Origin of the sequence: Candidatus Accumulibacter sp. ACC012 (genome assembly GCF_907163155.1) — a bacterium.
GTDB classification, from domain to species: Bacteria; Pseudomonadota; Gammaproteobacteria; order Burkholderiales; family Rhodocyclaceae; genus Accumulibacter; species Accumulibacter delftensis.
In genome coordinates, this window is the sequence record NZ_CAJQUC010000022.1 from 1 (window position 1) to 25,087 (window position 25,087).

At 62.2% G+C, this 25,087-nt stretch carries 20 protein-coding genes and 3 pseudogenes; 12 read left to right on the forward strand and 11 right to left on the reverse strand.

Features of this window, described 5'->3' with window-relative positions:
* Positions 1-48: 48 nt before the first annotated feature.
* The 3 genes and pseudogenes from bioB to QZ648_RS25170 all read left to right on the forward strand — a co-directional run bounded on the left by bioB (position 49) and on the right by QZ648_RS25170 (position 1,896).
* Positions 49-1,035 (forward strand): annotated as a pseudogene (gene bioB, locus QZ648_RS20775) (biotin synthase BioB).
* A gap of 6 nt (positions 1,036-1,041) precedes the next feature.
* Positions 1,042-1,476: a hypothetical protein gene (locus QZ648_RS25165; protein WP_366144211.1), complete on the forward strand. Its 435-nt coding sequence runs from the start codon at positions 1,042-1,044 to the stop codon at positions 1,474-1,476.
* Positions 1,477-1,734: 258 nt separating this feature from the next.
* Positions 1,735-1,896 (forward strand): hypothetical protein, encoded by a 162-nt coding sequence (locus QZ648_RS25170; RefSeq protein WP_366144212.1) that lies wholly within the window; start codon positions 1,735-1,737, stop codon positions 1,894-1,896.
* 80 nt (positions 1,897-1,976) lie between these two features.
* On the opposite strand, the pseudogene ilvN reads toward QZ648_RS25170, so the two are convergent.
* From ilvN to QZ648_RS20805, 5 genes and pseudogenes are all read right to left on the reverse strand, one after another.
* Positions 1,977-2,286 (reverse strand): annotated as a pseudogene (gene ilvN, locus QZ648_RS20785) (acetolactate synthase small subunit).
* Positions 2,287-2,292: 6 nt separating this feature from the next.
* A pseudogene (gene ilvB / locus QZ648_RS20790) lies at positions 2,293-3,976 on the reverse strand (acetolactate synthase large subunit).
* A gap of 387 nt (positions 3,977-4,363) precedes the next feature.
* Positions 4,364-5,641, reverse strand: coding sequence for a cation:proton antiporter (locus QZ648_RS20795; protein ID WP_291998182.1), 1,278 nt, complete (start codon positions 5,639-5,641; stop codon positions 4,364-4,366).
* Between the two features lie 335 nt (positions 5,642-5,976).
* On the reverse strand, positions 5,977-6,408 hold the full coding sequence (locus QZ648_RS20800; RefSeq protein WP_291998183.1) for a CBS domain-containing protein: 432 nt from the start codon (positions 6,406-6,408) through the stop codon (positions 5,977-5,979).
* A gap of 137 nt (positions 6,409-6,545) precedes the next feature.
* Positions 6,546-7,181 (reverse strand): c-type cytochrome, encoded by a 636-nt coding sequence (locus QZ648_RS20805; RefSeq protein ID WP_169064829.1) that lies wholly within the window; start codon positions 7,179-7,181, stop codon positions 6,546-6,548.
* A gap of 122 nt (positions 7,182-7,303) precedes the next feature.
* Between QZ648_RS20805 and yihA the strand changes: the two genes are divergently transcribed.
* Positions 7,304-8,017, forward strand: a complete 714-nt coding sequence (gene yihA, locus QZ648_RS20810) for a ribosome biogenesis GTP-binding protein YihA/YsxC (RefSeq protein WP_169064892.1) — start codon at positions 7,304-7,306, stop codon at positions 8,015-8,017.
* Positions 8,018-8,211: 194 nt separating this feature from the next.
* Positions 8,212-9,240 carry a porphobilinogen synthase gene (gene hemB / locus QZ648_RS20815; protein ID WP_291998184.1) on the forward strand — a complete coding sequence of 343 codons (1,029 nt, stop codon included), beginning with the start codon at positions 8,212-8,214 and terminating at the stop codon, positions 9,238-9,240.
* Here the strand turns inward: hemB and QZ648_RS20820 are convergent.
* The 4 genes from QZ648_RS20820 to argB all read right to left on the reverse strand — a co-directional run bounded on the left by QZ648_RS20820 (position 9,233) and on the right by argB (position 15,600).
* Complete coding sequence (locus tag QZ648_RS20820; protein ID WP_291998185.1) at positions 9,233-10,309, reverse strand: acyltransferase family protein; 1,077 nt, start codon at positions 10,307-10,309, stop codon at positions 9,233-9,235. The two genes, hemB and QZ648_RS20820, sit on opposite strands and share 8 nt — an antisense overlap.
* 15 nt (positions 10,310-10,324) lie before the next feature.
* The gene (locus tag QZ648_RS20825; RefSeq protein ID WP_291998186.1) at positions 10,325-13,933 is read right to left on the reverse strand and encodes a PAS domain S-box protein; all 3,609 of its coding nucleotides are present in this window, start codon (positions 13,931-13,933) and stop codon (positions 10,325-10,327) included.
* Positions 13,934-14,054: 121 nt separating this feature from the next.
* The gene (locus QZ648_RS20830; protein WP_291998400.1) at positions 14,055-14,699 is read right to left on the reverse strand and encodes a pyrimidine 5'-nucleotidase; all 645 of its coding nucleotides are present in this window, start codon (positions 14,697-14,699) and stop codon (positions 14,055-14,057) included.
* 13 nt (positions 14,700-14,712) lie between these two features.
* Complete coding sequence (gene argB / locus QZ648_RS20835; protein WP_169064825.1) at positions 14,713-15,600, reverse strand: acetylglutamate kinase; 888 nt, start codon at positions 15,598-15,600, stop codon at positions 14,713-14,715.
* Between the two features lie 90 nt (positions 15,601-15,690).
* Between argB and gluQRS the strand changes: the two genes are divergently transcribed.
* Positions 15,691-16,632, forward strand: a complete 942-nt coding sequence (gluQRS, locus tag QZ648_RS20840) for a tRNA glutamyl-Q(34) synthetase GluQRS (protein WP_291998187.1) — start codon at positions 15,691-15,693, stop codon at positions 16,630-16,632.
* On the opposite strand, the gene clsB is transcribed toward gluQRS, so the two are convergent.
* Positions 16,629-17,789 (reverse strand): cardiolipin synthase ClsB, encoded by a 1,161-nt coding sequence (gene clsB, locus QZ648_RS20845; RefSeq protein ID WP_291998188.1) that lies wholly within the window; start codon positions 17,787-17,789, stop codon positions 16,629-16,631. The genes gluQRS and clsB overlap by 4 nt on opposite strands.
* Positions 17,790-18,257: 468 nt before the next feature.
* Between clsB and nirJ the strand changes: the two genes are divergently transcribed.
* The 6 genes from nirJ (at position 18,258) to QZ648_RS20875 (ending at position 24,377) form a co-directional block, all read left to right on the forward strand.
* The gene (gene nirJ, locus QZ648_RS20850) at positions 18,258-19,451 is read left to right on the forward strand and encodes a heme d1 biosynthesis radical SAM protein NirJ (RefSeq protein ID WP_169064822.1); all 1,194 of its coding nucleotides are present in this window, start codon (positions 18,258-18,260) and stop codon (positions 19,449-19,451) included.
* Entirely contained in the window at positions 19,451-21,058 is a 1,608-nt protein-coding gene (locus QZ648_RS20855) for a nitrite reductase (protein ID WP_291998189.1), read from the forward strand. Before nirJ ends, QZ648_RS20855 begins: the two co-directional genes overlap by 1 nt.
* 14 nt (positions 21,059-21,072) lie before the next feature.
* Positions 21,073-21,372, forward strand: coding sequence for a hypothetical protein (locus QZ648_RS20860; protein ID WP_169064821.1), 300 nt, complete (start codon positions 21,073-21,075; stop codon positions 21,370-21,372).
* Between the two features lie 143 nt (positions 21,373-21,515).
* The gene (locus QZ648_RS20865; RefSeq protein WP_169064820.1) at positions 21,516-21,959 is read left to right on the forward strand and encodes a DUF192 domain-containing protein; all 444 of its coding nucleotides are present in this window, start codon (positions 21,516-21,518) and stop codon (positions 21,957-21,959) included.
* A 179-nt stretch (positions 21,960-22,138) separates the two neighbouring features.
* Positions 22,139-22,687: a chorismate lyase gene (locus QZ648_RS20870; protein WP_169064819.1), complete on the forward strand. Its 549-nt coding sequence runs from the start codon at positions 22,139-22,141 to the stop codon at positions 22,685-22,687.
* A 286-nt stretch (positions 22,688-22,973) separates the two neighbouring features.
* Positions 22,974-24,377 carry a DEAD/DEAH box helicase gene (locus QZ648_RS20875; RefSeq protein ID WP_169064818.1) on the forward strand — a complete coding sequence of 468 codons (1,404 nt, stop codon included), beginning with the start codon at positions 22,974-22,976 and terminating at the stop codon, positions 24,375-24,377.
* Between the two features lie 72 nt (positions 24,378-24,449).
* On the opposite strand, the gene QZ648_RS20880 is transcribed toward QZ648_RS20875, so the two are convergent.
* The gene (locus QZ648_RS20880) at positions 24,450-24,983 is read right to left on the reverse strand and encodes a LapA family protein (protein WP_169064817.1); all 534 of its coding nucleotides are present in this window, start codon (positions 24,981-24,983) and stop codon (positions 24,450-24,452) included.
* Between the last annotated feature and the right edge of the window lie 104 nt (positions 24,984-25,087).

Consider the following 25,087-nt stretch of genomic DNA (forward strand, 5'->3'; position numbering starts at 1 on the left):
CGGTGGCCCAGCCGGCCTCAAACCACCCCCCAACCATAGGTCTAACCAATGAACGCAATTCCTCAAGTCGCGACACTTAGTCCGGATCGCGCCATTTCGGCCCCAGCAGGCAAGTGGACGGTTGCCGATGTCGAAGCACTTTACCAGCTTCCCTTGATGGATCTGCTGTTTCGCGCGCAACAGGTGCACCGCGAGAACTTCAACGCCAACGAGATTCAACGCTCGACGCTGCTTTCGGTAAAGACCGGCGGCTGTTCGGAGGATTGCGGCTATGTTCGCAGGCGGCGCGCTACAGCACCACCACCGAACGCGAAGCGCTGATGCCGCTCGATGAAGTGATCGCCGCCGCCCAGGCTGCCAAGGACAAGGGCGCCTCGCGCTTCTGCATGGGCGCCGCCTGGCGTGGCCCGAAAGACAAGGACCTGGCCAAGGTCACCGAGATGATTCGCACCGTCAAGTCCATGGGTCTGCAGACCTGCGTCACCCTGGGCATGCTCAAGGACGGCCAGGCCGACGAACTCAAGGAAGCCGGCCTCGATTACTACAACCATAATCTCGATACCGACGCCTCCTTCTACGGGCAGGTGATCACCACCCACAAGCACGCCGACCGGATCGACACCCTGGGCCAGGTGCGTGAAGCAGGTATCAAGGTCTGTTCCGGCGGCATCATCGGCATGGGCGAATCGCGCCGCAACCGCGCCGCGCTGATCGTCCAGCTCGCCAACCTCAACCCGGCCCCGGAGTCGGTGCCGATCAACAACCTCGTCCCGATTCCCGGAACGCCGATGGCCAATGTCGCGCCGGTCGATAGCTTCGAGTTCGTGCGCACCCTGGCTGCCGCGCGAATCACCATGCCAACGAGCTTCGTGCGTCTGTCGGCGGGTCGCCAGGAGATGTCCGACGAGCTGCAAGCGCTCTGCTTTCTGGCCGGCGCCAACTCGATTTTTTACGGCGACAAGCTGCTGACCACGGCAATCCGGAAGCGGATCGTGACGAAGCCTGTTCGAGAAACTTGGCCTGCGCCCGATCTAGTCACTCATGAAAGCACCGGCGCAGTTCGTTGATCAGCGCCAGGTGCGACGCAGTTTTGCCCGCGCCGCGGCCAGCTACGATGAAGTGGCCGTGCTGCAGCGCGAGATCGCGAGCCGCATGCTGGCCAGGCTGGACTACGTGCGCATCGAGCCCGCAGCGCATTCTCGATCTCGGCTGCGGTACCGGCGCCAACCATCACCGCCCCTGCACGCGCGCTATCCCGGAGCACTGCTCATCGGCGCCGACTTCTGCGAAAACATGCTGCGCGCCAGCCAGGCCTCGCGCTCACGCTTGCGCTGGCTGATGCCCTTCCTGCGTCGCCAGCGAACGCCCTTGCTGGCGGCGGATGCGGCGCGCTGCCGTTCCCGCCGCAGTCGATCGGCCTGCTCTGGTCGAACCTCATGCTGCACTGGCTTGACGACCCGCTGCAGCATTTCGTGAAGCGCATCGCCTGCTCGACGTCGGTGGCTTGCTGATGTTCTCCGCCTTCGGACCGGATACCTTGAAGGAGCTGCGCAGCAGTTTCAAGGACGGCCATGTGCACACCCAGCGCTTTACCGACATGCATGACTACGGCGACATGTTGCTTGAATGCGGCTTTTCCGACCCGGTTGATGGACGCCGAACTGCTGACCATGACCTACGCCGGCCTTCGACCAACTGCTCATCGATCTGCGCCATAGCGGCTCGACCTGCGCCATGCAGGCACGTAGCCATGGCCTGACGGGGCGGGCGGCATGGGCCAGGGCACGCGCGGCGTACGCACGGCTCGCCGCCGACGATGGCCGCGTGCCAGCGACGGTGGAAGTGGTTTACGGCCACGCCTGGAAAGCGGCGCCGAGAAAAACCCCCGCCGACTGAGCATCGTCCGCTTCGACCCGCAGCAGCGGATGCGTTGAGCGGGCCGCCAGCCACGAGCGCCGGCGGCCGAACTTTCCGACTTAGCGGAAGAACTCCTCGAGGCGGATGAAGACCTCGTGTTCGGCGCCGTGCCGACGCACCGCCAGGACGTCCTCCAGCTTTCTCCACCTGCTTGACCATCTGGTCCAGACGTTGGTCTTCATTGACCAACAGCCAGATGCGACTGGTCGCGCCACTGCCCACCGGCATCACCAGGATACCTTCGACGTTGTAGGCGCGGCGCGAGAACAGACCGACGACGTGCGACATGACACCCGGGTGGTTGTAGACGTCCAGTTCGAGCACCGTACGAGCCACAGCCTGGTTTTCCATTCTTGAGATCGTGTTCATGGTTTTTCAGCCTCCGATCATGTCTTTGTTGGCGGCACCGGGCGGCACCATCGGCAAAACCTGTTCGTGCATGGCGATGCTGGCGTGAATCAGCATCGGGCCGCGGCTGGACAACGCCTCGGCCAGGGCTGCACGCGGATCGCTGGCCGTTATCGAGATCGATGGCCGGCACGCCAAAGCCTTCGGCAACGCGAACGAAGTCGGGCATGCCCTTGAATTTCGAAGCGTAGATGCGCTCGCCGTAGAACATCGTTTGCTGCTGGAAGACCAGGCCCAAAGATGAGTTGTTCATCAGCACGATCTTGACATTGACCTTCTCCTCGGCAGCGGTGACCAGTTCCTGGATATTCATCAGAATGCTACCGTCACCGGTAAAGCAGACCACCGTCCGTTCCGGTTCGGCGAGAGCCGCGCCGATCGCTGCCGGCATTCCGAAGCCCATCGTGCCAAGGCCACCCGAGGTCAGCCATTGGCGCGGCCGGCGCAGCGGGTAGGCTTGTGCCACCCACATCTGATGCTGACCGACGTCGGTGGTGATCGTCGCCTGATCGTCAAGGCAATCGGCGACGGCGCGGATCAATCCGTAAGGCGTACGCGGATCGTCGATTCCCGGCAGGCGTAGCGGATGCGCTGCCTTCAGGCTGGCCACGCGCGCCAGCCAGGCTTGCCGCTGCTGCTCCTCGACGGCCGGCAGCAAGGTCTGCAGCACGGCCCCGACGTCACCGGCGATACCGACATGCGCGGTCTTTATCTTATCCAGTTCCGAGGGGTCGATATCGATATGGACGATCTTCGCCTGCGGGCAGAAACCGGCCACTTTGCCGGTCGCACGATCGTCGAAACGCGCACCGACAGCGATCAGGAGATCGCACTCGTCCAGCGCAAGGTTGGTAAAACGCGCGCCGTGCATACCGAGCATACCCAGCGACAGGGAATGCTCGACCGGCATCGCGCCGAGGGCCATCAGGGTCATCACCGTCGGTAGAGCGGCTTTTTCGGCCAGCGCCACAGCCGCTGCGGACGCTCCCGAATGCACGACACCACCGCCGAGGTAGAGAATCGGCCGGGAAGCCTCGTTGATCATCGCCGCGGCGACGGCGACCCGTTCAGTCGCTGGCGCCGGAACGATCTCGGCGACGCCGACCGCGGGCCACTCGCCGACCTCGACCACTTGATTCTGAACGTCCTTCGGGATGTCGATCAGTACCGGCCCCGGCCGACCCGAAGCGGCGATCCGGAAAGCCCGCGGAACGACTTCGAGCAGATCCTCGGCACAGTTGACCAGGAAGTTATGCTTGGTAATCGGGATACTCAGACCATAGGTATCGACTTCCTGAAAGGCGTCGCTGCCGATCATCGCTCTCGGCACCTGCCCGGTGATTGCCACCAGCGGAATTGAATCCAGCTTGGCGTCGGCGATTGCGGTGAGTAGATTGGTTGCCCCGGGGCCCGACGACGCCAGGCATACCGCCGGCAAGCCTGTGGTACGCGCAATCCCCTGCGCCATGAAACCGCCGCCCTGTTCGTGCCGTGCAAGCACGTGGTGAATCAGCGCCGACTGTGACAAGGCATCATAAATGGGCAGTATTGCTCCGCCGGGGATGCCGGCGAGGGTGCGAACGCCCTGTCGTTCCAGCAGGCGCACGACAATCTGTGCGCCGCTGAGGGTTTCGGATGTTTGCTTGGGCAAGAGACTCTCCTTGAATTGAATTGCGCTGCTGACTTGGTCGAATGTGGCGTCAGAAAAGAAAACCCCCGCTCGGCTTGCACCGGCGGGGGTTTCTGGAATGAGTTGTCGTTTCTTTCTACACTTTGACTGCTCTTCTCCCGGCCCTCGACGGTGTGTCCCCTGGTACGCGTACCAAGGGTACGACGCCTAGCAGAGAGACGCCGACAGCAACGACCACAAGCGCACCAGTGGAAGCAAGCGGATAAGTACTATGGTCGTGGAAGTGGCGCATCGTGGTCACGTAGAAGTCATTTGAGCCGAAAGGCAATTAGAACCGAGCGTGGAAAATAATGCAAGCCTTACACGGGATCAGCAGCACCGACCAAACAGACTGTCGCAGCGACAGGCTCAGTCGTGCCCGCCTGCCTCGGCTCTCCCTTGCGCACCGCCCGCATCACCTGCCGCTGGCAGCGCCTCGTCATCAGGGGCTGGCAACGGCGGCGCGGCGGCCAGCGGTACCTGGTGGTTGACTTGATAACTGGCAATCAGAATCAATGCTGACGACGCCAGGACCACCAGCATGATCGAAGCGTCGAGATAACTGGGCAGCAAGAACGCTTCGCGAACGTGTAGGAAAAGCAGGACGGTAATCAGGCCGCGCGGGGCAATCCACATCAGAGGCCCGGCGGCCGCCGGCCCCAGCATCAACCGCAACATGATGAAACGACTACCGTAGACCACCGCCAAGACCAGGCCCGCACCCAACCAGGCAGACGACGACGTGAGGTCGGAGAGATCTGTCCAGTAGCCAAACAGCACGAAGAAGAAGCCGCGCACGACGAAGGTCAGTTCCACGACCAGGGTACGAAACTCGGACAGCGTCGTTTCGTATTCTCTGCTTATCCACAGGCTTACCGGCCGAAAGCGGGTAACCAGCGACGGCTTATTGAGCAACAGGCCCAGAAAGAGCACCATGATCAACGGCGAGAGATGCAGCAGCTCGCCTGTCGCGTACAAGGCGAACAAGCCCGCCAACAGCGGCACGAAGCGGATCGGCCCAGACACTCGCAGCAAGAGCAGCATCAGCACCAGAGCGCAGAGCATCGACAACAGCAGGGACAGCACGCCGCCACCGAGCAGCGCCAACAGAGCGCCAGAAAGCGTACCGTCCGAACCCAGCAGCGAAAAGAAAACCAGGACGCCGATGATGTCCGACATCGAACTTTCGTAGGTAATGAACTCGCGCGCCTTGGGCGGCAGAAACGTACAGCTGGGAATGGCCACCGCGCTGCTGATAACGGCTACCGAGGTTGCCAGGAGAATGGCCTGCACGACGTCGAGACCCAACACCCAGCGCGCGGCCAGCGCGAAGCTGAGGGTAGCGATGACAAAACCCGCAGTCGCCAGGAGAAAGGTCGCGGCGATGAGGCGCAGACGCTGGCGTCGCAATTCGATGTCCAGGGCGCCTTCCAGCACGATCAACACCAGGCCGATGGTACCGATGATGGGCACCAGGGTACCTGCCCAGCCCAGTGTCACGCCAACGGAGTCGAGCAACGGCCGCGCCAAAAGGCCGCTGGCGACCAATACGATCACCGACGGCACACCCGAACGCCGGCAAAGACGCTCGACCGCGAAAACGATAAGCAGGAACACGGAAGCGCTGAGGATGGTGGGATAAGTCATGGTTCGATTCGAAGGCCAAGCACGCGTCGCGAACAAGAATCATCGCGCCACGCATGGGCTCCTGCAGGCAGTTCGCCAGCAGGCCTTGATCACACAACAGCCGACGCGCTTCCGCCAGCGCCGCTCGGCGCACGCGAGCAGCCCTGCCAGAGCGACGACAGCGTCGGCAAGACGGGTGGAGATCTGCGTTCTGGAAAGCTTGCCGGAACGGCGGACGGACGCCCGTCAGACGGAGAGGATGCGCCAGTTGGCAAAAAAGTGCTGGGAGGTCCTGGCACCATCGCTGGCCTGTCGGCCTCGCCCGGGACTGCGCCCCGGAAGAACCGATACGGCAATCAGCCAGCGATATACTTTTCCATCTGCTGGATGATGAACTGCTGTTCGGAAATCGTTTCCTTGACCACGTCGCCGATGGAAACGATGCCGAGGAGCATGTGATCGTCATCGAGAACGGGCAGGTGACGGAAGTGCCTTTCGGTCATGATCGCCATGCACTCGTCCACCGTCTGGTCGGGCGTCACGTACAGCACCTTGCCGCTCATGATGTCGCGAACCCGCGTGTCTCGCGAGGATTTGTCCTGCAGGGAGACCTTGCGAGCATAGTCACGCTCGGAGAAGATGCCCAGCAACTGCTCCTTCTCGATCACCAGGACCGCACCGACGTTGTATTCGGCCATCACCTGCAAGGCCGAGAAAACCGAGTCGTCCGGTGCAACGGTTACCAGCTTCCCACCCTTGCTAGCAAGGATTTGCTTGAGCGTCTTCATGAAACGTCCTTTCTGGTCAAGAAGTCACGCCACCATACTAGAGCGTCCGCCGCCCATTGCCAAGGAAAGTCTTCCCCGTGCGACGGTGTCGTGAAATTCGCCGCCAAGTCCTGCGAGAAAATCAGCAGCCAGAACGCCTAGCGCAAACCGGCAACGTACTCGGCGACGGCATTGATCTGCGGGTCGGAGAGCTTGCCGGCAATGACGCGCATCATGCTCTCGGCGTCGTTGGCGCGTTCGTGGCTACGAAAAGTCTTCAACTGGCTGACCGTGTACTCCGCGTACTGTCCTGCCAGGCGCGGATACTGCACCGGCAGACCGGCACCGGCGGGTCCGTGGCAGCCTGCGCAGGCCGGAATGCCCTTTTCGAAGTCGCCCTTGCGCCACAACGCCTGGCCTTGGGCAAGCAGTTTCTCGTTGGTCGCCACCGAAGGTGTCATCTTTTGCTGCGAGAAATACACCGCCAGGCTGTGCATGTCTTCATCGGAGAGCGCCGCGACCATGCCACCCATGATCGCGTTATCACGTACCGGGGGCTTGCCGTCAACCGACTTGAAGTTGGTCAGCTGCTTGTACAGGTACTGCGGGATCTGACCAGCCAGAATCGGATTGGCCGAGGTCGGACTGTTGCCGTCGGCGCCGTGACAAGCAACGCAAAGGCCTTCGGCAATCTCCTTGGCTTTTGCCAAGTCAAGCTTTGCTGGTGCCTGCTCTGACGCGAAGGCGGGTAAACTGGCGGCCAGGAGAACCGCAACTGCCGTTGTACGAATCATGTCCAAACTCCCATTGACAACAATGACTGCTCTGAGGCCGGCGAAGCCAAGCGACAAACCTGATATTCTATATCAGTTTGCTGCTTGGACACGTGCCGGTCCATCTACTCTCGGGTTCCCTGATGCCACTCTTCCAGAAAGCTGCCTTCAGCACGACCGTGGCCAAGCTGCGGGATCTACCCGCCGATTCGCAGTGCGAAGTTGCGTTTGCCGGACGCTCGAACGCCGGCAAGTCGTCGGCAATCAATACGCTGGCCAATCACACCCGCCTGGCCTTTGTCTCCAAGACACCGGGACGAACGCAGCACCTCAATTACTTTCTGCTCGAACCAGGAAAGTACTTCGTCGACCTGCCAGGCTACGGCTTCGCAAAAGCCCCGGAGGAGATCCGCTCGCAATGGGAAGGCTTGCTCGCGCCCTACCTGCGCCACCGCGACGCGCTCTGTGGTCTGGTGCTGATCATGGACAGTCGCCATCCACTCACCGAACTCGACTTGCAGATGTTCGGCTGGTTCGCGCCAACCGGCAAGCCAATTCACGTCCTGCTGACCAAAGCTGACAAGCTGACTCGCCAGCAACAGACACTGGTTTTTCGCGAGGTCCAGGAGGTATTGGCGGAAATTGGCGAGAACTTCAGCCTGCAGCTGTTTTCGAGCCTGCAGAAATCCGGCGTCAAGGAAGCGGAAGCGGTCCTCGCTGGCTGGCTAGACCTGCCGCTGAAGGACGAGCCGGCACCGCGCACTGGACTGGCCAGCGAGAAGAAAGCCCGCCCCAAGAAGCGCGGCGCCATCGGCTGGAGTGCGCGCAGCGGCAGCAGTGTCACCAAGTGTCACTAGTCAAGGCGCAAAAAAAAGCCCCCGGCAAAGGGGGGGCCGGGGGCAACATGCCTTACAGGAATAAGGCACCCGCTCAGGGAGGTGAAGCGGGGGATGGCGAAGCCATCCGCCAGATAAGAGCGCACTGACCAGCGATAGTTCCCGGCAAGAAGTTTTTTCCCATCAATCGTATCTATTTAATCGTAGCGAATTCTATGGACCACCAAGCCGACCCCAAAGCACGCTTCCCTGGCACGCGCATGCGCCGCATGCGCCGCGACGACTTTTCCCGCCGCATGATGTGCGAATCGCGGCTGAGCGCTGACGACCTGATCTACCCGGTCTTCGTCCTCAACGGCATCAACCGCGGCGAGCCGATCGCGTCGATGCCGGGCGTTGAACGGCAGAGCCTCGACCGCGTGCTGAAGACGGCAGAGCAGGCACTGCGACTGGGTATCCCGGCGCTGGCGGTGTTCCCGGTCATTGACGCGGCCGGCAAGACGGCGGCAGCCGAAGAAGCGTACAACCCGGATGGTCTGGTGCCACGGGTGGTTGCGGCGCTGAAAAAAGAATTCCCGGAACTGGGCGTGATTACCGACGTCGCCCTCGACCCCTACACCAGCCACGGCCAGGACGGCCTGATCGACGCCGACGACCCCGCCGGCTATGTGCTCAACGACGAAACGCTCGAAGTACTCGCCAGGCAGGCGCTGGTGCACGCCCAGGCAGGCGCCGACATCGTCGCCCCCTCGGACATGATGGACGGTCGTGTGGCCCGCATCCGTCACGAACTGGACGCGGCGAGGCAGATACATACGCGCATTCTGGCCTATTCGGCAAAGTACGCATCGAGCTTCTACGGCCCGTTCCGCGACGCTGTTGGCTCGGCCGGCAATCTTGGCAAGGGCAACAAACACACTTATCAGATGGACCCGGCGAACAGCGACGAAGCGCTGCGCGAGGTGGCCCTCGACCTCGCCGAAGGCGCCGACATGGTGATGGTCAAACCGGGCATGCCTTACCTCGACATCGTCCGGCGGGTCAAGGAAACCTTCCAAGTGCCGACCTACGCGTACCAGGTCAGCGGCGAATACGCGATGCTAAAGGCCGCCGCCCAGAACGGCTGGCTGGACGAAGAAGCATGCGTCCTGGAAAGCCTGCTGGCCTTCAAGCGGGCGGGTGCAGACGGCATCCTGAGCTACTTCGCCCTGAGCGCGGCGGGATGGTTGAAAACCTCTAGGTGAGGCCAGGCGCTGCACGCAATCCGCGAAACCCCTGCTGCGCCGGACCTTCGACGAAGCGGTAGAACAGCCCGCCGGCCAGCAGGCTGGCCGCCCAGGCGACGACCATTCCAGCCAGATTGAGCCACGGATCAGCCATGGCGACACGCACGAACAGCCCGTTGACGATCAGGCAGATCGGAAAGTGAATCAGGAATACCGAGTAGGAAATCTGCCCCAGGTAGGCGAGCAGGGAGGACTTCGGCCAGCGCACCAGGAAGCCGTAGCGGCTCGCGAGGCCGAGTGCCAGAGCCACCACCAGCGCCACGGCGATACGCGAACGGTAGTCGAGCAGCAGGGCCATGACCACCGCTACGGCAATCAGCAACAGCCAGCGCACGACGTGCTTCGCATTCGCCGCCCAGAACGTCAGCGCCCCGAGCGCGTAGGACGCGAAGAAATACAACGCCCAGTTGTCCCATTCGGCGTCGCGGTTGAAGTGGTATAGAGAAAACAGGGCCAACGTGGCGACCAGTAGCAGACCGACGATCGCCGCGCCGGCGATGCCGCGTCCGAGGCCACAACTGATCCCACGTGCCAGCCAGAGAGTCCCCAGCAACAGCGCAAACAACTGGAAATCGATGGCGATGTACCAGACACCCGTCGACAGCCCCTCGTAACCGAGGATGCTTTGCAGGAGCAGCGCGTGCGCCAGGAACTGCCGCAGCGTCGGCCACTCAGGAATGGAATCATGAGTCATCAGGGCACGGGCAATGGTCGCGCAGCCAATGCCGATCACCAGGGCGATGAGGTAGGGAACGGCCAGTTTCAGGTAACGTTTCAGGAGCAGGCGCAAGGGCTGCGCCGACACCAGGTGGCCAGCCGGAGCAAGACTGCGCGCAGCGAGGAAGCCACCAATAACCAGAAACACCTGCACCACCGCGCGCGCGTGCTGACTCAGCCAGGAGATGAGGTCCGGAATCAGCGCGTAGGCATGGTCAGACATGGGTCCGTAAAAGGCCAGGTGATGCAGGACGATCAACTGCACCGCCACGGCCTTCAGCGCATCGATGAATGGCAATCGGGAAGTCACTTCCGCCACCTCGATTCAGCCCGCAAGGAAACGCTGCCGGAACTCGTCGAGCGGCATCGGCTTGCCGCGCAGGTAACCCTGCATCTCATCACAGCCTTCACCAGCCAGAAAATCGCGCTGCGCCTCGGTCTCGACGCCTTCGGCGATAACCGTCAGTTGCAGGCTATGGGCAAGGGCGATCACCGCGCGGGTGATCGCCCGATCCTCGGCGTCGCTGGGCAAGCCGCGCACAAAACTCTGGTCGATCTTCAGCTTGTTGGGCTGCAGACGCTTGAGGTAGGCAAGCGAGGAATAGCCGGTGCCAAAGTCGTCGATCACCAGGCCGAGTCCCATGTCCCGCAGCGCGTCGAGAACCTGGCCGCTGTTCTCGGCCTGGGTCATGATCGCGCTTTCGGTGATTTCCAGTTCGAGGAATTGCGCAGGCAGGCGCGACGTTGCCAGCGTCTTGCGAGCGGTTTCCTGGATTCGGCCGCGCCGGAACTCGACGCCGGAGACGTTGATCGACAGCACGCCGGGCTTGAAGCCGGCGGCGACCCACGCCGCCCACTGGCCAGCGGCGGTCTGTTGGACCCATTCGCCGATCGGGACGATCAGCCCCGACTCCTCGGCAAGTTTGATGAACTCGCCCGGCATCACCAGACCCAGCTCTGGACGCAGCCAGCGCACTAGTGCTTCGGCGCCGACCAACTCGCCGCTGCCCAGCGAGAACTGCGGCTGCAGGAAGACGCGCAACTCGCCGCGGTCTATGGCCCGCCGCAGGTCGGTTTCCATCTGCAGGCGCGCCAGCGAAGACTGGGTTAGTTCCTGGGTAAAGAACTCGTAGGTGTTGCGGCCGCGCTCCTTGGCCCGGTACATGGCCACGTCGGCATTCTTCATCAGCGTTTCGGCATCACCGCCATCCTGGGGAAAGAGGCTGATACCGATGCTGGCGCCGACGTAGAACTCCTGCTCGACAGTCACCGGCGAGTCCTGCAAGAGGCACAGAATCTTGTCCGCGATATGCGAAACGGCCGCTGGATCGGCAAGATCTTCGATGATGATCAGGAACTCGTCGCCACCGAGGCGACCAACAGTGTCCGCTTCCCGCCGCAATCGAGTCAGGCGCCGCGCCACTTCGCAGAGAACGCGATCGCCGACCTGATGGCCGAGGGTATCGTTGATGTTCTTGAAGCGATCGAGGTCGACAAACAGCACCGCCAAAATACGGTTGTCGCGCCGAGCACGCTGCAGCGCCTTGTCCAGGCGATCCCCGAGCAAGAGACGATTGGGGAGGCCGGTGAGCGGATCGTGATGCGCCTGGTGGTCGAGCTGATCGTGCGCCTTGCGCAACTCGGTGATGTCCGAGAAGACGCCCACATAATGCGTCACCTGGCCCTGCGCATCCTTGACGGCGCTGATCGTCAACGACTCCAGAAACGCCTGCCCATCCTTGCGCCGATTCCACAATTCTCCCCGCCAGCGCCCACAGGTGTGCAGGGTCCGCCACATTTCGCGGTAGAAGTCCGCGTCCTGAAGCCCGGACTGCAGGATACGCGGGTTGACACCGACGACATCGTCCTCGCAGTAACCGGTGATCTCGGAAAATGCACGGTTGACGGCGATTATCTCGCCCTCTGGCGAGGTGATGGTAATGCCTTCGGCGCTGCTGTCGAAAACCGTCGCCGCCTGCTGCAGACGCTGCTCCATACGCTTGCGCTCGGTCACGTCGAGCATGATTCCGACCAGACCGCAAGCCGCTTCGCCGGGAGCACCGTAGATCGCCTTGTGAAAAACGACGTCGCGGTACTGGCCATCGGCGCGCAGCACCTGCGCTTCGTCGACCTGCGAACCGGCGCGCTGAAAGAGTTCTTCGTCAGCCGCCATATAGAGATCGGCAAGCTCGCGCGGTGCGACATCGTAGACGCTTACTCCGACAACTTCTGCGCGTGACTTGCCGATCATTTCGAGGAACGCCTGATTACAACCGAGGTAGCAGCCGGCACGATTCTTGTAGAACACCGGACCCGGGATGGCCTCCACCAATTGGTGCATGAAATCCAGCTGTTGCGATAACTCATGAGTACGTTCGGCAACGTGTTGCTCGAGTTGGAGATGGCTTTGCCGCAGTGCATCCTGGGCAGCGCGATGCGCCGTTACGTCCTCGTGCGTCCAGATCCAGGTCTGGCCTTCGTCCTGTTCCTCGATCGGACGGCCGATGACATGGACCCAGATCGGAGTGCCATCGCGACGGCAGAAAAGGACTTCCCCCTCAAAGGCCCCAAGCGCTGCACCCTGACCATAGAACTGCTGCCCGGCGTCTTCCCACGCTTCCTGGCTGGCATAGAGAAGGCGCGTCGGCTGTCCCGTAAGACCGCCTGGCGGAAAGCCATAGATCTCCTCGAAACGGCGATTGCAGCGCAAGATCGTGCGCTCACGCTGATACGCGATGCCGATCATCGCGTTGTCGAAAATCAGCTGCTGCTCCCAGAGGCTTTCGACCAGAGCCTCTTCGGCTGCGCGGCGTGCGGTGATGTCCTGAAACAGCCAGACGTGGCCTTCGTCATGATTTGCCGGGTCGAGCAGACTACCGGTCACCTGGCACCAGATCGGTGTGCCATCGGCCTTGCAGTACTCGACCTCGCCGACGAAAGTCCCGCCTTCGTCGATACCGCGCAGAGCGCGTTCGCCGGCTGCGCTCCAGGCCAAATCACTGGCAAAGCAAACGCGCGTTGACTGGCCGATCAGTTGACCTGGCAGAGAGCCAAAGATCCTCTCGAAGCTCGGATTGCAGCGCCGGATGATGCGGTCACGCAGAAAAGCGATGCCGATCGGCGCACGCTCGAAGAGCAGCGTCTGCTCGCGCAGCAGCGCGTCCATGGCACGGCTCGCCTGGCGCTTCGCGGTGACGTCTTCGTAGAGCCAGATGTAGCCCTCATCGGGCTTCGCCTGATTGATCATGCTGCCGGTGATATGGCTCCAGATCGGCGTCCCGTTGCGGCGAACAAACGCCGTCTCGCCGCGGTAGATGCCGGTTTCGCGAATCGCCGCGTAGGCCTTCTGCCCGGTTTCCAGCCAGGCCTCTTCGTTCGGGTAGTAGATGCGCGTCAACTGCCCGATCAATTCGTCTGGCGCATAGCCGAGAATCTCGGCGAAACGCCGGTTGCAGCGCTGGATGAGGCGATCGCGCAGGATCACGATACCGGTTTCGGCGTTCTCGAAAATGAGTTGCTGCTCGCGCAGCAACTGCGCGCTGGACTCGCGCGCGTCGACCTCCTGCGTGATGTCGCGCACAATCCAGACGGCACCCTGGCCCGGCGCGGCAGGGTCAATCGCCCGGCCGATGAGATGAGCGACAAAGCTACTGCCGTCGCGGCGCGCCAGTTGCATTTCGATATCGAGTGTCTCGCCGACGCTCAGTGCCGCACGCGCTTGCTCGCGCAGCGCCTCACAGGCCGCGCTATCGGGATAGAAGACACGGTCCCGCTGCCCGACAAGAGTCCCCGACGGCCAGCCAAAAAGTGCTTCGGCGCGCGGGTTGCAGCGGTACACGCGGCGATTGCGTGTGCACACCACGGCACTCCCCGAATGCTCGAGGATAGCCTTGTACTCAAGTAGCTGCTGTTCCAGTGAACCTGACTCTCTCATGGCGACCAACGGAAATTTTTCGGGGAAAGTGTACACGACTGTGGAAGGCCGCGGTGGAGCAGCGCTTACCCGGAAAAGAAGGTGCGGGAAGCGCTGTCGTGGCAGATATATCGGCCGCGCTTCAGAGCCGGGCGAGATGGCGCGGCAAGTCGAGAATCGAAACCAGCCGCACGTCGACCGAAGCCGGCTGGCGCGTTTCCGCACTCACCCAGACGGTCCTCATGCCGAGTCGCTTCGCTGTACGCAGATTGGGCAGAGTATCTTCAACCATGATGCAGCGCTGCGCATTCAGACGCTCGCTGCGCAAGAGGTGGCGAAAGCCAGCAACTGCCGGTTTCGGTTGGAAGCGAAGGCGTTCGACCGAATAGATGGCGTCGAAACAGCGGTGAACACCGGTCATTTCCAGAACCGCCTCACTATAACGCAGCGGCGCGTTCGAGAAGACAATCTTGCGCCCTGGCAAGCGACAAAGCATGGCCTTCAGGGCGCGCTCGAAGACCAGCATCCGCTTGAGGTCAGGAAACTGGTGCGTATGCCAGAGAAAATGCTTGGGATCGATTGCATGATGGCGCATCAGGCCGAGCAGCGTGGCGCCGTAGCGCTGCCAGTAATCCTGCCGAATACGCGTTGCCTCCTCCTCGTCCACACCGAGGTGCTGGCGGATGTACGCCACCATCGAACGGTTGATCTGCGGAAAAATATGCGGACTGGCGTCGTGCAGAGTGTTGTCGAGGTCGAAAAGCCAGACCGGCGCGGACGCTCTCAGCAGAGTTCCCTGATCAATGCGACTTGATCATCGTGCCGACGCCGTGATCGGTAAGGATCTCCAGCAACAGCGCGTGTTCGACACGGCCATCAATGATGTGCACACTCCTGACGCCGTTACGTGCGGCATCGAGCGCCGAGCTGATTTTCGGCAACATGCCGCCCGACAGGGTCCCGTCGGCCACCAACTGGTCGATCTCCTTGGGCGTCATGCCGGTGATCAACTGTCCGCTCTCGTCGAGGACACCGGGCGTATTGGTGAGCAGTACCAGCTTTTCGGCCTTGAGGATTTCGGCGATCTTGCCGGCGACGACGTCGGCGTTGATGTTGTACGTCTCGCCGCCTTTGCCAACGCCGATCGGGGCCACAACGGGGATGAAGCCGCCTGACTCGAGGTGACCGATCAGCGACGGGTCGATCTGCGTGATATCACCGACCTGACCGACGTCGATCAGGTCACCAAGGTTCTCGTGGTTGGCCAGCAGTAATTTCTTGGCGCGAATGAAGCTGCCGTCCTTGCCGGTCAGTCCAACAGCCTTGCCCCCCGCCTGATTGATCAGGTTGACGACATCCTTGTTGACCTGGCCCCCGAGAACCATCTCGACGATGTCCATCGTTTCGGCGTCGGTGACGCGCATTCCCTGAATGAACTTTCCTTTCTTGCCCACTCGGGCGAGCAGGTTTTCGATCTGCGGACCGCCGCCGTGCACCACCACCACGTGCATCCCGACCAGCTTGAGCAGTACCACGTCGCGCGCGAAGCACTGCTTGAGATGCTCGTCGGTCATCGCATTGCCGCCGTACTTGACGACGATGGTCTTGCCGTGGAAGCGTTTGATGTACGGCAGCGCCTCGGCGAGAATGGCAGCTTCGTTGGCAGGGGTGAACACACGATCGTTCATGGCTGGAGTCCTTTTAATGACCGGCGGATTTTACGCGGCAGCGGTGGAAATACAAAGACGGCGCACGCTGAACGCTGCGCCGCGAGCCCAATGATCGCGGCCACGCCGACCGACGACCGCGCTCAGCGCCCGCTGCCACCCTATCGCGGCCGCTTTGCGCCCTCACCAAGCGGCCCCCTGCACTTCGGTTCGCTGGTCGCCGCCGTCGGCAGCTATCTCGACGCCCGCGCCCACGGCGGCCAGTGGATGCTGCGCATCGAGGACGTCGACCAGCCGCGGACGGTTGCCGGTGCCGCCGACGATATCCTGCGCACGCTGGAAGGCTTCGGCTTCACCTGGGATGGTGAAGTGCTCGTCCAGAGCAGGCGTCTTGACCTTTACCACGCCGCAATGGTGCGCCTGCAACTCGACGGCGAGGTCTACCCCTGCGCCTGCTCGCGAACGGAAATTGCCGCCTGCTCGCCGCCACGATCGGTGGACGGCGGCCTGGTCTACCCGGGAAGCTGCCGCAACGGCCTCGCCGCGGGCCGAGCGGCACGCGCCTGGCGGCTGCGCGTAGCCGACGCGACGATCGCCTTCGGCGACCGCGTTCAGGGCGAGGTGCAGCAGAATCTCGACCGCGCCGTCGGCGACTTCATCCTGCTGCGTGCCGACGGCCAGTACGCGTACCAACTGGCAGTCGTCGCCGACGACGCCGCGCAAGGGATCAACGCAGTCGTCCGCGGCGTCGACCTGCTCGACTCGACACCACGGCAGATCTGGCTGCAGCAATGTCTGGACCTGGCAACGCCGACTTACGCGCACCTGCCGGTGGTGACCAATGCCGCCGGCGAAAAGCTCTCCAAACAAACGCGGGCTGCCGCCGTCGATCTATCAGCCGGCAGCGCAGTCCTGTCAGCAGCCCTCCAATTTCTTGGTCACGCGGTACCGCCGGAAATCAGCGCCGGACCGCTCCGCGATTTCTGGCCCTGGGCAATTGCCGCCTGGTCGATCGAGCGCGTTCCGGCCTTGCGCGGCGTCTGCCCTTACTAGCGCTTGCCGCCGTAACCGACGATGCCGACCAGGGTCCGCACCAGGTTGTAGCTTGCCCAACGCAGCAGGCGCGAATTCCAGGGCAGGCGCTTCCAGCTATCGATCGGCAGTTCGCGGGCGCCATTGCGCATCGCCTGTTCGAGACTCTCGCGCAGACTGTTGGCGAACAGCGGGTCCTTGACGACGATATTGGCTTCCCTGGCCAGCAGCAGACTGAAAGGATCGATATTCGACGAGCCGACGGTCGCCCAATGACCGTCGATAACCGCCACTTTGGCATGCAGGAAGCTGCGCCGATATTCGAAAATGCGGATGCCGTAGCCCAGTAAGCGACCATAAAGGGCCTGCGTCGCGTAGTGGAGGAGGCGATATTCGATCCTCCCCTGCAACAGGATGACCACCCGCACGCCGCGCTTTACCGCGTCGTGCAGGGCGCGGCGAAAGCGCCGACCGGGCAGGAAGTAGGCGTTGGCGAGCAGAATGTCCTGCTGCGCAGCGGCAATGGCCTCGAGATACGCCTCCTCGATGTCGCGGCGATGGAGAATATTGTCGCGCACCACGAACGCGGCAGCCTGCTCGCCACGCGCTCCCAGATCGGTCTGCACACGCCTGGTAAGGCGGTAACGACGATTCAGCTTTGCCCACAACACGATTTCCCACAGTCGCTGCTGGGCCTGCTGGATTGGCGCCAGCAAGGGGCCTTCGACGCGAACTGCGTAGTCATAGCGCGGCGGGATCTGATACGGCGTATTGAGGTCGTCGATGACGTTGATACCGCCGACGAAGGCGATTTCACCGTCGATCACCGCCAGCTTGCGATGCAAACGACGCAGACGATGGCGGCGCAAACGAAAGCGCGCGATGTCGGGTCGGTAGACCATCGCCTGTACGCCAGCGGCGAGCAAGGCCGGCTGCAGAGACTCGGCGAACTCCCGAGCGCCGAAGCCGTCGACCAGCACACGCACCGTGACACCCCGTCGAGCAGCGCTTGCCAGCGCCGCGGCGACCGCCTGACCGGTCGCATCGTCCTCGAAAATGTAGCTTTCGAGGTGAACGTCGTGCTGCGCGCCGTCGATCGCCCTGATCAGTTCCGGAAAGTACTCGGCTCCGCTGTTCAGCAAGGTCAAGCGATTGCCGGGCAGGAAGTCAGCGGCCATGGAGTTGACTCCGGACCCGGACCCGGCTTCGCCTGGCACACAGCCTTACTGCCTGGATCCGAAACGCGGCCGCGCAAAGGACTTTACCGAATCGGCAGTCGCTCAAGCCCGCTACTCCCCCTATGCCCATAACTCGCACCATCGCCGCCAGGCGCGTCGAGCAGCTATTCTCGACGCTTCGCGCACACGCGTCCAGCGCCGTGCACAAGGCTTTTTGCGCGCCTCGGAAAATGCAGTGCCGCCAAAATACGCAAAGCTGATGCCAACCGCAAGCGCACGGAGCGAAGCTTCGCTGGTCACCACTTGCCGACCGGAGAAACGAGGGTGAGAATGCGACTTTCTCCACCGGGCGAACAGCTGCCTGGCCAGGTTCGCGGCAGCGGATGCGCCGAGCCTTGATCCACGTCAAGGCCCAGCCCCTAGGCCTGCCCTCTAATACACGGTTTTCTTTCGGGAAGTGCACGCACGATGTTTCGAATCTCCCAGTACATGCAGGAACTCGTCGCACCCAAGCAGCCCGGCCCCAAGCAGAACCCGCCGGCGCCGGTGGTCATCTGGAATCTCATCCGCCGCTGCAACCTGACCTGCAAGCACTGCTATTCGATCTCGGCCGACAAGGACTTTCCCGGCGAACTGAGCACCGAAGAGATTTACGCGGTGATGGACGACCTCAAGCGTTTTCGCGTTCCGGTGCTGATTCTCTCCGGCGGCGAGCCACTGCTGCGCCCGGACATCTTCGCCATCGCCCGACGCGCGAAAACGATGGGCTTCTACGTCGGGCTGTCGTCCAACGGAACCTTGATCGACGCGACGAACATCGACCGCATCGCCGAGTGCGACTTCGACTACGTCGGCGTTTCGCTCGACGGCATGGGTGAAACCCACGACAGGTTCCGGCGAATGGAAGGTGCTTTCGAAGCGTCCCTGAAAGGCATTCGCCTGTGCCGCGACCTAGGCCTGAAAATTGGCGTCCGCTTCACGATGACCCAGGACAATGCGCACGACCTGCCGCGCCTGCTCGAACTGGTCGAGGACGAAGGCATCGATCGCTTCTACTTCTCGCACCTCAACTACGCCGGCCGCGGCAACAAGAACCGCAAGGACGACGCGCAACACAAGCTGACGCGCTGGGCCATGGACCTGCTCTTCGATACCTGCTGGGACTATCAGCAACGTGGCCTGCACAAGGAGTTCACCACCGGCAACAATGACGCCGACGGGGTCTATTTCCTGTACTGGGTGAAAAAGAACTTCCCCGACAAGGCAGCCAACATCCGCGCCCGGCTGGCGCAATGGGGAGGCAATTCTTCGGGAGTCAATGTGGCCAACATCGACAATCTCGGCAATGTCCATCCCGACACCATGTGGTGGCACTACAACCTCGGCAACATCCGTGAGCGGCCGTTCTCGGAAATCTGGACGGATGTTTCCGACCCGCTGATGGCCGGTCTGAAGCAGTTTCCGCGCAGCGTTTCGGGGCGTTGCGGCGACTGCCAGCATTTCGACATCTGCAACGGCAACACGCGTGTGCGCGCGCAACAGCTGACCGGCGACCCTTGGGCCGAAGACCCCGGCTGTTATCTCGACGACGAAGAAATCGGCGTTGAACCCGGCCGCGAACGCTTGACGGTCACCCCGCACATCAGAATCCGGAGAGCCTGATGAACTGGCGCCTAGCTATGTCTGCCGCCTGCCTGGCAGCGTCTCTTGCTGGCGGATCGTCGTTCGCCAGCGCTGTCGGAGGGCCCGAGGCAGCCGGCGTCCAGGCACTTTACAAGGAACACTGCGCCGCCTGCCACGGCGAAACGCGCTTTGGCGGTGTCGGGCCGGCTCTCCTGCCGGAAAACCTGGCCCGACTGCGCAAACCAGAAGCGTTGAAAGTGATCAGCGACGGGCGCGTGGCGACGCAAATGCCGGCCTTTGGCGACAAGTTGAGCGCCGATCAGGTGCAACAACTGGCAGACTTGATCTACAACCCGATAACGCCGGCGCCGCAATGGGGGGAGAGCGAAATTCGCGCCTCGCAAGTGGTCAACGCCGACGCCGGCAAACTACCCGACCAGCCTGGTCCGGGGCTGAAAGGTGCCGACCCGTTGAATCTGTTCATCGTCGTCGAAACCGGCGACCATCACGTGTCGGTGCTCGACGGCGACAAGCTCGAACGCCTGCACCGCTTCCCCAGCCGCTACGCACTGCACGGCGGCCCGAAGTTCTCGCCCGATGGCCGCTTTGTCTATTTCGCTTCGCGTGACGGCTGGATCACCAAGTTCGACATCTACAATCTGCTCGTCGTCGCTGAAATCCGCGCCGGCCTGAACACCCGCAACGCTGCCGTTTCCGGTGACGGCAAGTGGGTGATGATAGCCAACTACCTGCCGCACAGCCTGGTCCTGCTCGACGCCAAAGACCTCTCGCTGGTGAAGATCATCCCGACGCTCAACGCCGCCGGCGACAAGACCTCGCGCGTCTCGGCGGTCTACGACGCGGCACCGCGCAAGAGTTTCGTCGCCGCCCTGAAGGACGTTCCCGAAGCCTGGGAGATCAGCTACGACCCCGATGCAGCGCCAGTCGCCGAGGGACTGGTGCATGACTTCCAGTATCAGGAGGGTCACTTCACGCCGGGCATGTTCTACCCGCAGCGAACCATGCTCAAGGAGTATCTCGACGACTTCTTCTTCACTCAGAGCTACGGCGAGATCCTCGGGTCGTCGCGTTCGGCAAGCAAGGGACAGGTGATTTTTCTCGACGGGCGCAAGAAGATCGCCGACCTCGACCTACCGGGAATGCCGCATCTGGGCTCGGGAATCACCTGGCAATGGACCGACCCCAAGGGTCGCGTGCGGACGGTCATGGCCTCGCCAAACCTCAACGAAGGGGTGGTGACAGTCATCGATCTCGAGACCTACGAGAATGTCAAGGAGATCAAGACCCTTGGCCCGGGTTTCTTCATGCGCAGCCACGAGAACAGTCGCTACGCTTTCACCGACTCAATGATGAGCAAGGAAAACAAGCACGTTCTGCAGGTAATCGACAAGCAGAGCCTGGAAGTGGTCGGGCAGATCAAGGCCAAACCGGGACAGACGCTGGCCCACGTCGAATTCACTCGGGACGGCCGCTACGCGCTGGCCAGCCTCTGGGAAGACGATGGCGCGCTGGTCGTGATCGACGCGCAGACGCTCGAGGAAGTGAAGCGAATCCCGGCCAAGAAGCCGGTCGGCAAGTACAACGTCTGGAACAAAATATCGCGTTCCGAAGGCACCAGCCACTGAGCCAGGCAATGACCGTGACCATCAACCACTCCTTGCGCAAGCTGCTGGCTGGTGCCCTGCTGCTCGCTTGCACGGCGACTCTGGCGGTACCGAAAGCTGCCGAGAACGGTGCTGCCGAAGTCACCATTGGCGCACCGACGGTGCACCCGAAACCGCCGCCGAAAGGCGCGAAGAGTTCGCCAGCAGCGCAAGCCAAGGTGGAAAAATCGAGCCCGGCTGGCAAAGCGACACCGCGGACGAAGACGACGGCCAAGGCGAAGAGCAGGACGAACACGAAGACAGATTCGAAAGCGAAGAGCAAGTCACGGAAGTAGTCGCAAAGCCCAATAGCGCCGACGCCAGAAGGACGTTCTCGACGCCTAGCCTGGATCCGCTTGGCGGTACTTTTCTGCGCGTGGGGCAACAGCGAGGGTGACGGTCCTTGCCGTTCAATCCATCCTCCCTCCCGGAGTTCTTGATGTACAGATTTCCTTGTTTTCTGATCGCGCTGGCGCCCTTGCTGGCTTCGCTGTCCGTTTCTGCGCAGCTTGCGAGCATCGAGCTCAGCGCCGGCTTTTATCGTATCGAAGCGGAAGTCGCTGCGGATGACGCCAGTCGCGCGCAGGGTCTGATGAATCGCCGCAGCCTGCCGGCCAACCACGGGATGCTGTTCGTCTTTGCGCAGGCGACCCGCCATTGCATGTGGATGCGCAACACCTACCTGCCGCTGTCGGTCGCGTTTCTCGACCAGGAGGGGCGCATTCTCAACATCGAGAAAATGCAGCCGCAAACCGAGGACAACCACTGCGCCGCTGGTGAGGCCCGCTACGCACTGGAAATGAACCTCGACTGGTTCGCCAGCAAGGGAATCAAACCGGGAACGCGCATTGCCGGCATCGACAAATCGCCGCGTCCCCAGTAACGGTCATGCCATGTCGAGATACCCCAGATCATGAAAGCCATGACCGCCCCCCGCTGTTCCTGGCCCCTCTCCCGCAAGGGGAGATGCGAGTTTCGTGAGTCGCTGGCGCGACTTTCACATTAAGCAAAGCTGGCCACGTGTTCAACAGCAAGGCACCCCAAGGGCCTTGGCGCAGCCGATTGCTGCGCACGCCCGACAACGTCGCTTTCATCCCCTGGTTGCGTGACCGCGGCTCGCTGACTGCACGCATCCAGGCCAGAGGACGCTTTGCGGTGCGCGTGCTGCGCCAGGGCTTCGGCCTGCCGACTGCCGATGAAGCACGCCTGCTCGGAATCGAACCAGGCGTACGGGCGTGGGTTCGTGAAGTCGCTTTGCACTGTGACGAACAACGCGTCGTCTTCGCGCACACCGTCTTGCCGTATCGGCCACGCGGCCCACTGCAACTCTGGCTGGCACGCCTGGGCAACCGCTCACTTGGCGCGCTGCTCTTCTCGCACCCCGGCTTCAGGCGTGGAAAGATCAACTACAAGCGGCTCGATGAGCGCCATACACTGTTTGCCTCGGCGCTCGGCGCTCTGCAACTTGAAGAAGTGGAGGCAGGCTGCCTGTGGGCACGTCGCTCTCACTTTCGCTTTGGCGCGCAATCGGTACTGGTCACCGAGGTCTTCTCGCCGCGAATGCTGCAACTGCGCGAAACCAACAAAAAGGAAACACACGCAGCACGCTGATGCTATAATGCACGGCTGCACTGAGCGGCCAAGGGCTGCTCGCTGCGACGAGCATCGCGAACCTGGCCGTAACTCTCAAGCCCCCCTGCCTTCTGGTGTCGATTCATTCAGCGCCGCACTGGCACAAAGCTTTTGTGCCGATAGCTGCTGACTTCCGCGAATCGATCGAAGCGATCGACTTGATCAAAGTCTCTCTCAGCTTTTCGTTGGTTGGCGTTGCATTTGTTTTTTCGCAACGCACTATGCCGTAGAGGTAGCGTGCGGCGCATCCATAGAAAAGAGAACCATGACTTTTGCAGATATCGGCCTCCACCCGGCCATCCTCAAAGCACTCACCGATTCCGGTTACAGCGAACCAACGCCGGTCCAGAAACAAGCCATTCCGGCGGCCCTCGAAGGCCGCGACCTGATGGTTTCCTCGCAAACCGGCTCAGGCAAAACCGCCGCCTTCATGCTGCCGGCACTGCATCGCTTCGCGTCGCTCGAACGCGCCCCCGAAGCAGCGCGCCCGCCCGCCTCTCAGGAACGTCGCCCGGCCCGCTCGCGCGGCAACGATCGCCAGCGCTTCCAGCCAGCACAGCCGAAAATGCTGGTCCTGACGCCGACTCGCGAACTCGCCCTGCAGGTCACTGCCGCCACCGAGAAGTACGGCCGCCAGGTGCACCACGTGCACGCTGTTGCCATCCTCGGCGGCATGCCTTATCCGAAACAGATGGAACTTCTTGGCCGCAACCCGGCGATCCTGGTCGCTACGCCGGGTCGTCTTATCGACCATATGAACTCGGGCAAGATCGACTTTTCCCAGCTGCAGGTACTCGTCCTTGACGAAGCCGACCGCATGCTGGACATGGGTTTCATCGAAGACATCGAAAAGATCGTTTCGGCCACCCCGACCGAGCGCCAGACGATGCTCTTCTCGGCAACGCTCGACGGAACCGTCGGCGAGATGGCCAAACGGATGACCCGCAACGCGCTGCAAATTCGCGTCGATGCGACCACCGCCCGGCATGACAACATTGAGCAGCGCATGCACTTCGTCGACGACCTGTCGCACAAGAACCGCCTGCTCGACCACCTCCTGCGCGATGCCTCGATCGACCAGGCAGTGGTGTTCACCGCCACCAAGCGCGACGCCGATACGGTCAGCGATCGTCTCAACGTCGCTGGCCTCAACGCCGCCGCGCTACACGGTGACATGCATCAGGGCGCGCGCAACCGCACACTGACCGCCATGCGTCGTGGCCAGGTACGCATCCTGGTTGCCACCGACGTTGCCGCACGCGGTATCGACGTCCCGACGATCACGCACGTCTTCAACTACGACCTGCCGAAGTTCGCCGAAGACTACGTGCACCGCATCGGTCGTACCGGTCGTGCCGGCCGCAATGGCCTGGCCATCTCGCTGGTTCATCATGCCGAACACTTCAACGTCCGCAAGATCGAGCGCTTCACCAAGCAGTTGATTCCAGTCGCTGTCGTCGAGGGTCACGAGCCGACGCGTCGGCCGTCGCCGGCAAAACCGCGACCGACCGGCAAGCCGGGCTGGAAGGGTGGCGACAACCGCCAGGGCAAGCCTTTTGCTCCCCGCCGCGAAGGCCTGCCGCGCACACCTCACCACGAAGGGCCCAAGAGTGGTCATGGTGGCGGTGGCGGCGCGAACGCCAACCGCCGCGCTTACGGCGATCGCTGATCACTGATCAAGCCGCTATCGAGAACGAAAAAGCCCGCACTCAGCGGGCTTTTTTCTGCCCGTGCCAATGCACTAGAAGCTGCTTTTCGCCGCAAGCACTGGCAGGCCGCCGCCGTTTGTTGACCGGGAGAGGCGATCCTCGATCCCATTAAGAGAAGTCACAACATTGCTCCCCGACTGCTCGATGGCCGTTAACAGCTCGGTCTCGATGCGATCGAGCCGGGCGAGAAGCGCCGGGTCAGCGCCACCCGACGCCGCGTTGCCCGCGCCATGCCTGCCCATCGCCTGCAGTTCGGTGGTAATGAAGCCGCGCAGATCGGTAAAGCGCGAGGCCTCGGCCCGGTCCGCCAGCTCCTGGTTGGCTTTCAATTCCTGCGCATGGCGACGAGAATCGAAGAGCGCCGAGGCCTGCACGTAAATCACGAAGAGCAAAAAGTAGGCCGTCAGCAGGCCCACCACGCCCAACATGATCGCCCCGATCGGCGCCTGCACTTCAGTCACGCCCAGCGAAAGCGTGGTCGGGGCAATGAACGCGCCCCAATTGAGCGCCGAAAAGCCAGCGGTAGCGCCGAGGATGAGCAGCAGAAACAGGGTGCGAAACTTCATGAGGTAATCACTCCTTCATTGGTTGCCGAAAAAGGGCTCGCGCGACGGGGACCGAAGCTCGATAGTATCCCAGGATTGGCGAATGGTCGCCACTTGCAAAAACC